Raw genomic sequence first — 13,603 nt, forward strand, 5'->3', positions numbered from 1 at the left:
GTATTATGAATACTATTTCAATTATTCTGTTGATTTAAAAGATGAATTAATATTGAGCTCTTTTTTTAATTCCTACAAATACGTTTCTAAAACACTAATTCTTTAAACAATTACTGTAAAAAAAACATACTATAGCCCATGTTAAAATTTACGTTTCAACATACAACTCCTCTCAAAAATAATAACAGCAAAAGTTTGAAATCTATTTACGTTTTTTTTTCTCTGCTCTTTTTCTTTGCTGCTACTGCACAAAACCCTAAAAAAGAAATGGATTCCATCGTTAAAGAAATTGGAATCAAAAATAAAATAAACCAGCTTATGCTTGAAGGAAAAGCAGAAAGTGAGAAGAAAGCGAGACAGGAAAAATACATTAACTACCAAAAAGTTCAGAAACAAAACAAAATTTTCAATTTAATTGAATTAGAGGTTCAAAATGCAAAGTTCTTATTGAATAGAGGATTTGATTATAAAGACATTACCGAAGAAATTCATCAATTGAAAGAATGGGAAGAATTTTCTGTTAGGGGAATTGTAGGCACTAAATTTAGAATCTTAACTGATCGAAATCTTAGCTCAACTTCTATACTGCTTGATGAATTATTAAAACGTACCAGTAACCGCTTAAATAAAATAAGCATTGAAAATCAACAGCTAAGTAGAACACAAGAAAAAATAGATTCCTTAGTAGCAGAAAAAAATCTCTATTATGTTCCTACCGATTCCGTCGCCAGAGAAATCTACCGTCTACAATCGTTGAAGATGAGCACTGATATCGATCTAGTATCCGAAAGATTAAAAAATGCTGTGGACAGTATTCAAGCATTGGAAATTATGGGAGATCAATTGAAATTCAAAATTGATACGGATATAATTGAAAATGATAGACTCAGAAAAACAGAAGTTAACCAGTTATTTACAAAAAAAGTACCCGTTTTCGGGAATCTAGACATTAAAAAATTAATGGTTGAAGATCCTCTTACTTTTTCACTAAAAACAAACTATCTAGTCGTCTATTTTTATCTGATAAACAATAGAAATTCCATTATCATGATGCTGATTCTAATACTTGGAACAGCAATCTATTTCAAATTGCAGAAGAGAAAATTCCTTGATTTTGGATATAAAGAAGATATGTTAATTAATATTAATATGTTAAATAGTCCTATAGCCTCCGCAATCTTGGTAATCTTGAATTTATATCAATTCATTCTGCCTATGCCACCACTTATTTTTTCAATTATGATGTGGACAATATCAACTATTACGCTGACTATAATAATGTGGAGATCAATCAATACATTTATCTGGAAAATCTGGGTAGCAATATTTATTTTGAATTTGATAGCCTTTTTTGATATTATAATTTTGATTCACTTTGTTGGGGAGTCTTTTTTAATTTTGGCAATAAATTGTTTAGGTATTGCAATTGGTATATATGCTTTCATAAATAGATCTAAAATTCAAAGAAAAGTGTATTTTTGGTATATTATCGTTGCGGCCATCTTTCAATTCTTTTCATTCTACTATCTGGTAAACGGTCATTACAATTTGAGTAAATTTTTAATGACAAAGGCCGTTTATATTATCATAGTGGTATTTTCTCTGTATAGCACCTTTACTATAGTTAAGGAAATCAATATGATATCCAAAACTTTAGCAAAAATTGATGAAGACAAACGGAAGAAAACAATATTGGGCATCCCTCATCGATTTACTCTTGGTTTTTATCTCATTCTTTTTCTCAGCTGTTTTTTGTTGATGATAAGAAACACTTATACTTTCCAAAGCATCATTGATCCCTTCAGAAACACGATATCCGAACCACGAAACATTGGCAACATCACTTTTACATTTGAAAATATCTTGATATTTATTCTTGTAATTCTACTGTCCAGTTTTGTCTCAAAAGTGGTTTCCTTTTTGGCTTCCGATAATCAAATTATCAAAGACAAAAACAAAAACAAAAATTTTGGAAGTTGGCTGTTTTTATCACGAATTGCAATAGTGACTTTAGGTATTCTAGTTGCCTTTGCATCGGCGGGAATTCCTTTGGACAGAATAACATTAATAATAAGTGCACTGGGAGTTGGTATTGGTTTTGGTATGCAAAGCTTAGTTAATAATCTAATAAGTGGATTAATAATAGCCTTTGAAAAACCGGTGAGTTTGGATGACATTATTGAAGTTGGCACACAATCAGGAAAAATGAAATCAATTGGCATTAGAAGCAGTGTTGTCACAACATTTGACGGAGCCGATGTAGTTATTCCGAATGGAGAATTATTAAATCAAAATTTAACCAATTGGACTCTTGGAAGCAGCAGTCGCAGATCGGAAATCCGATTTGGAGTGGCCTACGGAACCGACTTGGAATTAACCAAAAAATTACTTTTTGAAATCCTTGAAAAAAACAAAAATGTACTCATGAAACCGATGCCGGCAATTTGGTTTACCAAATTTGGTGACAGTTCGATTGATTTAGTTCTGAAATACTGGATTAGCCACTTTGATTTTGATAATGACACTAGGAGCGAATTGATAATTGCCATTGACAAAGCATTAAAAGAAAATAATATTGTTATTCCATTTTCTCAACAGGATGTACACATTATAAGCAAAGAAATTGAACCTAAGCCCGATTCAGAAACTGAAATTTAACACAAAAAAACATTTAAGAACTGCAGCTTAACATGGAACAACCTACTTTATCTCTGGCCCAATCAGGTCTTTTTGCAAACCATTTTTGACTCTCTAGTTGTTCATCATAAGGCTTTTTAAGCAATTCAAACAGTTCATTCAGCAAAGAATAATCTCCTTTATCCGCAGCATCAATACTCAACTGCGCCATATAATTTCGCAATACATATTTGGGATTTACCAAATTCATAAAGAGTTTTCTTTCATCGTCGGTAAGCGTTTCTTGATTGATTCGCTTAATATATTGTTGTAACCAAGTATGCCATTTATTCAGAATAGATTCGTTGAGATCTTTTTCATTATAAAAAGCTTCTTTGATTTTATCCAAAGTAGCTTCGATTGAATCCTCTTTTTGAACACTACCAAGATTTCTAAAGAAAATCGTCATATCGGTTTCAACCACCTGAAGAAGCTCCGTCAAACCTTCAATTAAAACGGCATCCTCGTCCTTGCTTATTTTGAGACCAAGCTTATTGCGCATCATATTCAAATATTCTCTTTGATAGCCACTACCAAAGCCATTCAAAATAGCTTCAAGCGGTTTGGCTTCATTAATTAAGGGATATAAAGCATTAGCTAATTGGTATAAATTCCACAAAGCAATATCGGGTTGATTGCCAAATCGGTATCTTTTATATTCTCTATCGGTTGTATTGGGAGTCCAATTCGGGTTGTAATCTTCCAACCATCCATACGGTCCATAATCAATCGTAATGCCGTGAATCGACATATTATCGGTATTCATAACACCATGAACAAAACCTACTCGCTGCCATTGCACAATCATATCAAGAGTAGTCTGAGTTACCATTTTAAAAAAGTCTAAATATTTTTCGACACCTTCACTTTTAATTTCCGAAAAATGGTGTTTGATGCTATAATCTGCTAATAATTGAAGTGTAGCGTGATCTTTTCTTGAAGCAAATAATTCAAAATTTCCAAAACGAATAAACGAAGGCGCCACTCTACAAACTATGGCTCCTTTTTCGTATGCAGGATTTCCATTATACAATACATCCCTTAAAACCTGGTCTCCAGAAAGCACTAGCGAAAGCGAGCGTGTTGTTGGAACTCCAAGATAATGCATGGCTTCGGCACACAAATGCTCTCTAATAGAAGAACGCAATACTGCAAATCCATCAGCTGTTCGCGAATATGGTGTAGGGCCTGCTCCTTTTAATTGCACGGTATACAATTTATCATCATGCAGTACTTCGGTTAGATTAATCGCACGGCCATCTCCCAACTGTCCTGCCCAATTCCCAAACTGATGCCCAGCATAAGCTAAAGCGTATGGTTTTGTTTTTGGATAAATGGCATTCCCAGAAAAAGTATTTAGAAAATCATCTGAAAGAATATCTTCTTGAGACAATCCTAAAGAATTGGCCACCTCAACCGAAGCATGGACCAAAGACGGATTTGAAGGCTTTTTTGGTTCTACATAAGAAAAACAAGCTTGTTCAACCTGTCTCGGGATATTGATTTCACTTGGATCGGCAGGCAATTCGGAAGTGAAATTATTTTGTGTATGAAGTTTCATTTGGCAACAGATATATAAACTAGCATAATTACAACTAGTACTGTAAAGGTATTCGATAATTTGCACTTAATTATTCGGTAATGATAATTTTATTTTATAACCAAAATCATTTTGGTTATAAATCTATAAAACAAAAAAACCTGAGCTTTGACGCTCAGGTTTTATTATAAATATATAAAAAATCTCTACTAATTAAGAAAGCGCCGCTTTAACTTGGTCTGCAGCCTCTTGGAATTCAACAGCGGATAAAATTGGCATTCCAGAATTGTCAATTAATTCTTTTGCAATAGCAGCATTTGTACCTTGCAAACGAACAATAATTGGCACTTTTATTGCATCACCCATGTTTTTATAAGCATCAACAACTCCTTGTGCCACACGGTCACAACGAACGATTCCACCAAAAATATTAATCAAAATTGCTTTTACGTTTACATCTTTCAAGATAATACGGAAAGCAGTTTCAACACGTTTTGCATCAGCAGTTCCACCTACATCAAGGAAATTTGCAGGCTCAAAACCAGCGTACTTAATTAAATCCATGGTTGCCATTGCAAGACCAGCACCGTTTACCATGCATCCAACTGTACCGTCAAGATCTACATAGTTCAATCCCACTTCTTTCGCTTCAACCTCGATTGGATTTTCCTCACGAACGTCACGCATATCAGCATATTTCTTTTGTCTGTATAAAGCATTATCATCGATATTTACTTTAGCATCTACAGCTAAAATTTTATCATCCGAAGTTTTTAATACTGGGTTAATTTCAAACATAGAAGCATCAGAACCAATGTAAGCATTGTACAATGAATCGATGAATTTAACCATTTCTTTGAATGCATTTCCAGAAAGACCTAAGTTAAAAGCAATTCTTCTTGCTTGAAAACCTTGCAATCCAACAGCAGGATCAATTTCTTCTGTGAAAATTAAGTGTGGAGTATGTTCTGCCACTTCTTCGATATCCATTCCACCTTCAGTAGAATACATGATCATATTACGTCCTGTAGCTCTATTCAAAAGAACAGAAACATAAAACTCAGAAGTTTCACTTTCACCTGGATAATAAACATCCTCAGCGATTAAAACTTTGTGCACTTTTTTTCCTTCAGCAGAAGTTTGAGGTGTGATTAATTGCATTCCGATTATTTCTTCTGCAATTCCTTCTACTTTGTCAATTCCTTTGGCAAGCTTTACTCCACCACCTTTTCCACGACCACCTGCGTGTATTTGGGCTTTTACAACATACCAACTTGTACCAGTTTCGGTAGTTAATTGTTTTGCGGCAGCTACAGCTTCTACTGGACTATTGGCTACAATTCCGCGTTGAATGCGAACTCCATAGCTAGCTAAAATTTCTTTTCCTTGATATTCGTGTATGTTCATAATATAGAATTTGTCTGGATTCTGAATCTATTTCAGAATAAAAGTGGCACAAAAATAGCAAAATTTAATTTAATTGAAATTTTTTTTAATTATAATAACATATAAATATAAAAAATAGCGAATCTTTTATCTCAATCGTTATAGTGTAAAAAATTTAAATATTCTCAGCATTTTTGTTAAAATAATTATCCACAAAAAGTATAATCCTATATTTATTACAAAAATCAAGAGTTTTTAAAATTTATAAAAATATTTTTTGATGATATATCAATTCAGAAAGCAAAATTCAGCATTATTATCAAATATTCATACCTTTTTTAATTTTATAACAAAAATAGAACCTAAACACTGTATTCACTAGTTATATGTTATGAAATCTTTAATTTTGTAAAAAAAAATATCAAGCATGAGAGTTAAAGAACAAGGCCTTTATTTACCCGAATTTGAACACGACAACTGTGGCGCAGGATTTATATGTAATTTGAACGGAATTAAGTCTAATGATATTATTCATAAAGCGCTAGATATCCTTATAAAGTTAGAACATCGTGGAGCTGTAAGCTCTGATGGAAGAACTGGAGATGGTGCTGGAATCTTATTTGATATCCCACACGCATTCTTTAAGAAAGTTTGTGATTTTGAAATCCCGGAAGTTAGAGAATATGCAGTAGGGATGGTTTTCATGCCTAAAAGCCCAAACCAAGTGGCATTTTGTAAAACCACTTTCGAAGACGCTATAAAAGATCAAAATCTATCTATATTAGGATGGAGAGATGTTCCTGTTGATGTTTCCAATTTAGGACAGATTGCCGCAGAAAAAGAACCAACCGTTAAACAAGTATTTGTTGGTAAAAACGGTCTAGATATCACAGAACAACAATTCAACGCCAAATTATTTTTGGCCAGAAAAATTGCTGAACACACAATACGTAATTCAAGAACTTCGGAAAGTCACATGTTTTACTTTTCAAGTTGTTCTACTACTACTATTATATATAAAGGTTTATTGATGCCGGAAGACATCAGCAGATACTACACTGACTTATTAGATAGCGACTTAGTGACCCGTTTAGCTTTGGTTCACCAACGTTTCTCTACAAACACTTTCCCTTCTTGGGATTTGGCACAACCATTTAGATACATGTGTCACAATGGAGAAATCAATACTTTGAGAGGAAACGTAAGCAGAATGCGTGCTCGTGAAGAATTGATGAAAAGTGATGTTTTTGGAGAAGATCTAAAAAAATTATTCCCAATAATCTTGGAAGGAAAATCAGATTCAGCTTCGATGGATATGGTTGTTGAGTTGTTATTAATGACTGGACGTTCTTTACCGGAAGTTATGATGATGGTCGTTCCTGAAGCATGGGAAAAACACAAAACCATGTCGGATGAAAAGAAAGCATTCTACGAATACAATGCTTGTATCATGGAGCCATGGGATGGTCCAGCGTCTATTCCATTTACAGACGGAAACGTAATTGGAGCGTTATTGGATAGAAATGGATTGCGTCCTTCTCGTTATACATTAACAAAAAGTGGATTTGTAATCATGTCATCAGAGATTGGTGTTCTTGACATAAAACCAGAAGATGTGGTACAACACGGAAGATTGGAACCAGGAAAAATGTTCCTTGTTGACATGAACGAAGGTCGTATTATAGAGGACGAAGAAATCAAGCATTCAGTAGTGACTAAACGTCCTTATAGAGAATGGTTAGATAAAAATTTATTGCAATTGGCTAAAATTCCTTATACGAACAATCCAATTCCAACTGAAAAAATAGATTTTGAAACAAGACAACGTCTTTTTGGTTACACAATTGAGGATTTAAAAACGATTATTAATCCAATGGGTGCCCAAGGTAATGAAGCATTGAGTTCTATGGGTAATGACACCCCTCTTGCAGTATTATCAGATCAACCTCAATTATTATACAACTATTTCAAGCAATTATTTGCACAAGTAACCAATCCTCCGCTGGATGGTATTCGTGAAGAAATAATTACTGACACAAGTTTGGCAATTGGTGGGGATTACAACATCTTTGACATTACCGATATTCACTGTAAAAAAATTAAAATTCAAAATCCTGTGATCTCTAATGAGGATTTGGATAAAATAAGAAGCATTGACCATTCCGATTTCAAATCAGTTACCATTTCTACTTTATACAAAATAGAAAAAGGAGTAAATGGTATGGAGCGTGCTTTAGAAAAATGTGTACAAGCTACTTTCAAAGCGGTTTCCGAAGGATGCAATATTGTTATCTTATCTGACAGAGGCGTAAGCAAAGAATTAGCACCAATTCCAATGTTATTGGCTACTTCTTATATTCACCACTCTCTGAACATTCTAAAAGTTCGTTCTAAGTTTGGTATTATAATCGAATCTGCTGAACCACGTGAACCACATCATTTTGCTTTATTATTTGGATACGGTGCCAGCGCCATCAATCCTTATATGGTAAATGAAATTCTTCATGACCAAGTAAACCAAGGATTTATTACAGGAGTAAAAGCAGATTATGCAATTACAAACTATAATAAAGCGATTGCAAAAGGTATTTTAAAAATCATGAATAAAATTGGTATCTCTACTTTACATTCCTATAGAGCTGCTCAAATTTTTGAAATTTTAGGTTTAAACAAAACATTCACTTCTAAATATTTTCCTTACACTCCTTCCAGAATTGAAGGTATTGGACTTATGGAAATTGAAAGAGAAGTTAAGAAAAGATACCAAAATGCATTTCCAAAAGCAGAAATTGCAAATCTGCTGCCATTAGAAATCGGAGGTATTTACAGATGGAGAAGAAACGGTGAAAAACACATGTTTAATCCAACTACTATTTCTAAACTACAACAAGCTGTTCGATTGAATAGCCCAGAAAGTTATAAAGAATACTCTAAGATGGTAAATGATCAAAGTGAAAACTTGATGACCATAAGAGGTTTATTTGAATTCAACAATCTTGATCCTATCTCTATTGACGAAGTAGAACCTTGGACTGAAATTGTAAAAAAATTCAAAACTGGTGCAATGTCTTATGGATCCATTAGCCAAGAAGCGCATGAGAATCTAGCGATTGCCATGAACAGAATTGGTGGAAAAAGTAATTCAGGTGAAGGTGGAGAAAATGCCAAACGTTTCCAAAAAGAAATGAATGGAGACTCTAAAAACAGTGCCATCAAACAAGTTGCTTCTGGAAGATTTGGAGTTTCGATAAATTATTTGACAAATGCTCAAGAGATTCAAATCAAAATGGCTCAAGGTGCAAAACCTGGGGAAGGTGGACAATTACCAGGTGAAAAAGTAGTGCCTTGGATTGCCGAAACAAGAAACTCTACTCCTTATGTAGGTCTTATTTCTCCTCCTCCACACCACGATATTTATTCTATTGAAGATTTATCTCAATTGATATTTGATTTAAAAAATGCCAATCGTGAAGCGAGAGTAAACGTTAAGTTGGTTGCTGAAGTTGGGGTTGGAACAATCGCTGCAGGTGTTGCCAAAGCAAAAGCCGATGTTATCTTGATTTCAGGATATGACGGAGGAACTGGTGCTGCTCCATTGACATCATTGCAACACACAGGTATTCCATGGGAACTTGGTCTTGCCGAAGCGCAACAAACTTTAATCTTGAATGATTTAAGAAGCCGTGTGGTTTTAGAATGTGATGGTCAATTAAAAACAGGACGTGACGTTGCTATCGCAGCTTTACTTGGAGCAGAAGAATTTGGATTTGCAACTGCCCCTCTTGTAGCCTCTGGTTGTATAATGATGAGAGCTTGTCACTTGAATACTTGCCCTGTAGGTATTGCAACACAAGATCCAGAATTGAGAAAAAATTTCAAAGGAACACCTGAGCACGTTATTAACTTCATGTATTTTATTGCCGAAGAGTTAAGAGAAATCATGGCTCAACTTGGTTTTAGAACATTGAAAGAAATGGTTGGACAATCTCAAAAATTGAATGTCAATAAAGCTATTAAGCATTATAAAGCAAATGGATTGGATTTATCTACCATTCTTTATAAACCAGAAAAAGCAAAAACAGTTCCAAACCATAATACTACTACACAAGATCACGCATTAGAAAATGTTCTTGACTTTGATATCATTAAAGCAGCAATTCCTTCAATCTATAGAAAAGAAAGAACCAGAGTTACGTTTGACATCAAAAATACTGACCGTTCAGTAGGTGCGATTTTAAGTAATGAAATTTCAAAAATATATGGTGCTCAAGGATTGCCGGAAGATACTATTCTTGTTGACTTTACAGGTTCTGCTGGACAAAGTTTTGGAGCATTTGCCACTAATGGTTTATCATTCAAAATACACGGAAACTGTAATGATTATTTAGGAAAAGGTCTATCTGGAGGAAAATTAATTATAAAAGTCCCTCCTACAGCTACTTTCAAACCTGAAGACAACATCATAATTGGTAACGTGGCACTTTATGGTGCAATTACTGGAGAAGCCTATATTAATGGTATGGCTGGAGAACGTTTTGCCGTTCGAAATTCTGGAGCAACGGCAGTTGTTGAAGGAATTGGAGATCATGGTTGTGAATACATGACTGGTGGAACAGTAGTTGTCCTTGGAAAAACAGGTAGAAACTTCGCTGCAGGTATGAGCGGTGGTGTTGCTTATGTTTATGATGACAAAAAGAAATTTGAAAATGGATTGTGCAATATGGAAATGGTTGCCTTAGAAACATTAGAAGAAGAAGATTTAGCCAAATTAAGACGCCTAATCAGAAATCATTCGATGTATACCAATAGCCCTTTAGCGAAACGTCTTTTAGGAGATTGGGAAAACGAAAGCAAACATTTCATTAAAGTGATGCCAACAGATTACAAAAAAGCATTACAAAGATTGGCAGAAGAAAAGCAAATTCAAGAATTAATAGCACAATAGTCATGGGTAAAATAGGAGGATTTAAAGAATATAATAGAGCCGACGAAAGTAACGTTGCTGTTCAAGAAAGAGTAACAAATTATAATGAGTTTACAATTCCGTTAACAAAAGAAAAAATCAAAGAGCAAGGTTCCAGATGCATGGATTGTGGAATTCCTTTTTGTCACAGCTCCTGTCCATTAGGGAATTTAATTCCTGATTTTAATGACATGGTTCACCAAGAAGAATGGGAGAGTGCATTGCAGATTCTACAATCTACGAATAACTTCCCCGAATTCACAGGCCGTTTATGTCCTGCTCCATGCGAAAAATCATGTGTACTAGGAATTATACAAGAACCGGTTGCGATCGAAAATATTGAAAAAAATATAATCGAAAGAGGTTTTGCCGAAGGTTGGATCAAACCACAAACACCAGAAAAAAGAACTGGAAAAACTGTTGCAGTCGTTGGATCTGGCCCAGCTGGATTGGCTGCTGCGCAACAATTGAATCGTGCAGGTCATACCGTTACCGTTTTCGAAAGAGACAATGCAATAGGCGGTTTATTACGTTACGGAATTCCAAATTTCAAATTAGAAAAAGGAATTATCGATAGACGTGTAAAAGTATTGGAAGCTGAAGGAATTGTTTTCAAAACAAATGTAAATGTAGGTGTAAACTTTAGTGTAGAAGAATTAGAAGCTTTTGATTCAATCGTATTATGCGGTGGAGCGACCGAAAGAAGAGGTTTACCTACTAAAGGTGCCGATAGCAAAGGTGTTGTTCAAGCCATGGATTTCTTGACTCAACAAACCAAAGTATTGTACGGAGAAAAAATTGAAGACCAAGTATTAGCTACCGGAAAAGATGTAATCGTTATCGGTGGTGGAGATACAGGATCAGATTGTGTTGGAACTTCAAATAGACACGGTGCAAAATCGGTGACAAATTTTGAAATCATGCCAAAACCTCCAGTAGGAAGAAGCGAAACTACACCATGGCCATTTTGGCCGTTGCAATTAAAAACATCTTCATCTCATGAAGAAGGATGCAACAGAAACTGGTTGATTAATACTAAAGAATTCCTTGCTAACGAAAAAGGTGAATTAGTTGGATTGAAAACCGTTGAAGTGGCTTGGAAAATGGTCCCGGGACAAAGACCTGAATTAATAGAAAAAGAAGGTTCCGAGAAAATTTGGCCTTGCGATTTGGCTTTGTTAGCCCTTGGATTTACAGGTCCGGAAAAAACATTAGCTGAACAATTAGGTATAGAAGTCGATATTAGAACTAACTATAAAGCAACCAACTATCGAACTAATGTGCCACATATTTTCACAGCTGGTGATATGAGAAGAGGTCAGTCTTTAATTGTATGGGCCATCTCTGAAGGTCGTGAAGCAGCTAGAGAAGTTGATTTGTACTTAATGGGCTTTACCAATTTGCCAACAAAAGGTAATGGCGATTTACCCGCTTTATAAGATTTGAAATAAAAATTAAAAATCCCTTGATATCATTTTTGTCAAGGGATTTATTTTTTTAAGATGACCAGAATTCAAACTTCGTTAAAAATTTAATTATTCAACAAAACAAACGTTAACTGAATACTGTTTTATCAATATAAAAACACATTTAATAAACTTCCGAAATAAATTTAGAATTTTAGAATAAAGTTAAAAAAATTCACAAACAAGAACTAATTGTTATAATTTAAACAATTTGTTATAATTTGTTAAATAACCACAAATTGTTTGGTCGTAATACCAAAGAATAATAAATTTGTCAAAAAATAATAAGCAAGATCAAGATGCAAGCAAACGATTTACTACACTTAGCAGAACAATTTGGAAGTCCACTTTATGTGTATGATGCCGAAAAAATACAATCCCAGTATAATCGATTAACGAAGGCTTTTTCTAAAGTTCCTAATTTACGCATCAATTACGCAATGAAAGCATTGTCTAATGTTGCCATACTCCAATTATTGAGAGATATGGGATCTGGATTAGATACTGTTTCTATACAAGAAGTACTGTTAGGTTTACATGCTGGTTATGCACCAGAAAAAATATTTTACACTCCAAATGGTGTATCTCTTGAAGAAATTGAAGAAGTACATGCACTAGGAGTTCAAATCAACATTGACAACTTATCTATATTAGAGCAATTTGGTGCAAAACATCCACACGTTCCGGTTTGTATTCGTATCAACCCACACGTAATGGCAGGCGGAAATGCCAATATTTCGGTAGGACATATTGATAGTAAATTTGGGATATCTGTTCATCAATTGCCTCATTTGGTTCGTATCGTTGAAAATACAAATATGAACATAGTAGGTATTCACATGCATACCGGTTCAGACATATTGGATATTGAAGTATTTTTATATGCTGCCGAAATTTTATTTGACGCCGCCAAAAACTTCAAAAATCTAGAATTTTTAGATTTCGGAAGTGGATTTAAAGTCCCTTATAAAAAAGATGATATTGCTACTGACATTGACGAATTAGGTAAAAAATTATCAAAAAGATTCAACGCCTTCTGTACTGAATATGGTAAAGATTTGACTCTAATATTTGAGCCAGGTAAATTTTTAGTAAGTGAAGCCGGATTCTTTTTGGCTAAAGTAAATGTTGTTAAACAAACAACTTCAACTGTATTTGCAGGTATTGACAGTGGTTTCAATCATTTAATTAGACCAATGCTTTATGGTTCACAACATTTTATAGAAAACATATCGAATCCTAAAGGAAAAGAGCGCTTTTACTCGGTTGTAGGATACATTTGTGAAACAGATACATTTGCAACCAACAGAAGAATTTCTGAAATTAAAGAAGGAGATATTTTATGTTTCCGCAATGCTGGAGCGTATTGCTTCTCAATGTCTTCCAACTACAATTCAAGATACAAACCTGCAGAGGTTTTATGGATGAATGGACAAGGGTATTTAATTAGAGCTCATGAAAAATTCGAAGACTTACTTCAAAATCAAATTCCGTTGCCTGTAGCTGCTACTGCTGCAACAGTTTAAAATAAAAAATCCCGTCTCGTCCTAAAAAGGCGAGACGGGATTTTTT

6 protein-coding genes are annotated in these 13,603 nt (G+C 34.3%); 4 read left to right on the forward strand and 2 right to left on the reverse strand.

Features of this window, described 5'->3' with window-relative positions; translation table 11 throughout:
• Positions 1-267 precede the first annotated feature (267 nt).
• Positions 268-2,658, forward strand: coding sequence for a mechanosensitive ion channel family protein (locus DOS84_RS06520; protein ID WP_165830401.1), 2,391 nt, complete (start codon positions 268-270; stop codon positions 2,656-2,658).
• Positions 2,659-2,671: 13 nt separating this feature from the next.
• On the opposite strand, the gene DOS84_RS06525 is transcribed toward DOS84_RS06520, so the two are convergent.
• Both DOS84_RS06525 and sucC read right to left on the reverse strand, forming a co-directional pair.
• On the reverse strand, positions 2,672-4,237 hold the full coding sequence (locus tag DOS84_RS06525; protein WP_111409313.1) for a protein adenylyltransferase SelO: 1,566 nt from the start codon (positions 4,235-4,237) through the stop codon (positions 2,672-2,674).
• Positions 4,238-4,429: 192 nt separating this feature from the next.
• On the reverse strand, positions 4,430-5,623 hold the full coding sequence (sucC, locus tag DOS84_RS06530; RefSeq protein ID WP_111409314.1) for an ADP-forming succinate--CoA ligase subunit beta: 1,194 nt from the start codon (positions 5,621-5,623) through the stop codon (positions 4,430-4,432).
• A 406-nt stretch (positions 5,624-6,029) separates the two neighbouring features.
• Here sucC and gltB point away from each other — a divergent pair, with 406 nt between their 5' ends.
• From gltB to lysA, 3 genes are all read left to right on the forward strand, one after another.
• Positions 6,030-10,547: a glutamate synthase large subunit gene (gene gltB, locus DOS84_RS06535; RefSeq protein WP_111409315.1), complete on the forward strand. Its 4,518-nt coding sequence runs from the start codon at positions 6,030-6,032 to the stop codon at positions 10,545-10,547.
• A 2-nt stretch (positions 10,548-10,549) separates the two neighbouring features.
• On the forward strand, positions 10,550-12,004 hold the full coding sequence (locus tag DOS84_RS06540) for a glutamate synthase subunit beta (protein ID WP_111409316.1): 1,455 nt from the start codon (positions 10,550-10,552) through the stop codon (positions 12,002-12,004).
• 326 nt (positions 12,005-12,330) lie between these two features.
• Positions 12,331-13,557, forward strand: coding sequence for a diaminopimelate decarboxylase (gene lysA, locus DOS84_RS06545; protein ID WP_111409317.1), 1,227 nt, complete (start codon positions 12,331-12,333; stop codon positions 13,555-13,557).
• The last annotated feature ends 46 nt before the right edge of the window (positions 13,558-13,603 follow it).

Origin of the sequence: Flavobacterium aquariorum (assembly GCF_003254745.1) — a bacterium.
Taxonomy (GTDB): domain Bacteria; phylum Bacteroidota; class Bacteroidia; order Flavobacteriales; family Flavobacteriaceae; genus Flavobacterium; species Flavobacterium aquariorum.

Coding starts and splice junctions, on each gene's coding strand:
- DOS84_RS06520 (WP_165830401.1), top strand. CDS start 268: ATGGATTCCATCGTTAAAGAAATTGGAATCAAAAATAAAATAAACCAG.
- DOS84_RS06525 (WP_111409313.1), bottom strand. CDS start 4,237: ATGAAACTTCATACACAAAATAATTTCACTTCCGAATTGCCTGCCGAT.
- sucC (WP_111409314.1), bottom strand. CDS start 5,623: ATGAACATACACGAATATCAAGGAAAAGAAATTTTAGCTAGCTATGGA.
- gltB (WP_111409315.1), top strand. CDS start 6,030: ATGAGAGTTAAAGAACAAGGCCTTTATTTACCCGAATTTGAACACGAC.
- DOS84_RS06540 (WP_111409316.1), top strand. CDS start 10,550: ATGGGTAAAATAGGAGGATTTAAAGAATATAATAGAGCCGACGAAAGT.
- lysA (WP_111409317.1), top strand. CDS start 12,331: ATGCAAGCAAACGATTTACTACACTTAGCAGAACAATTTGGAAGTCCA.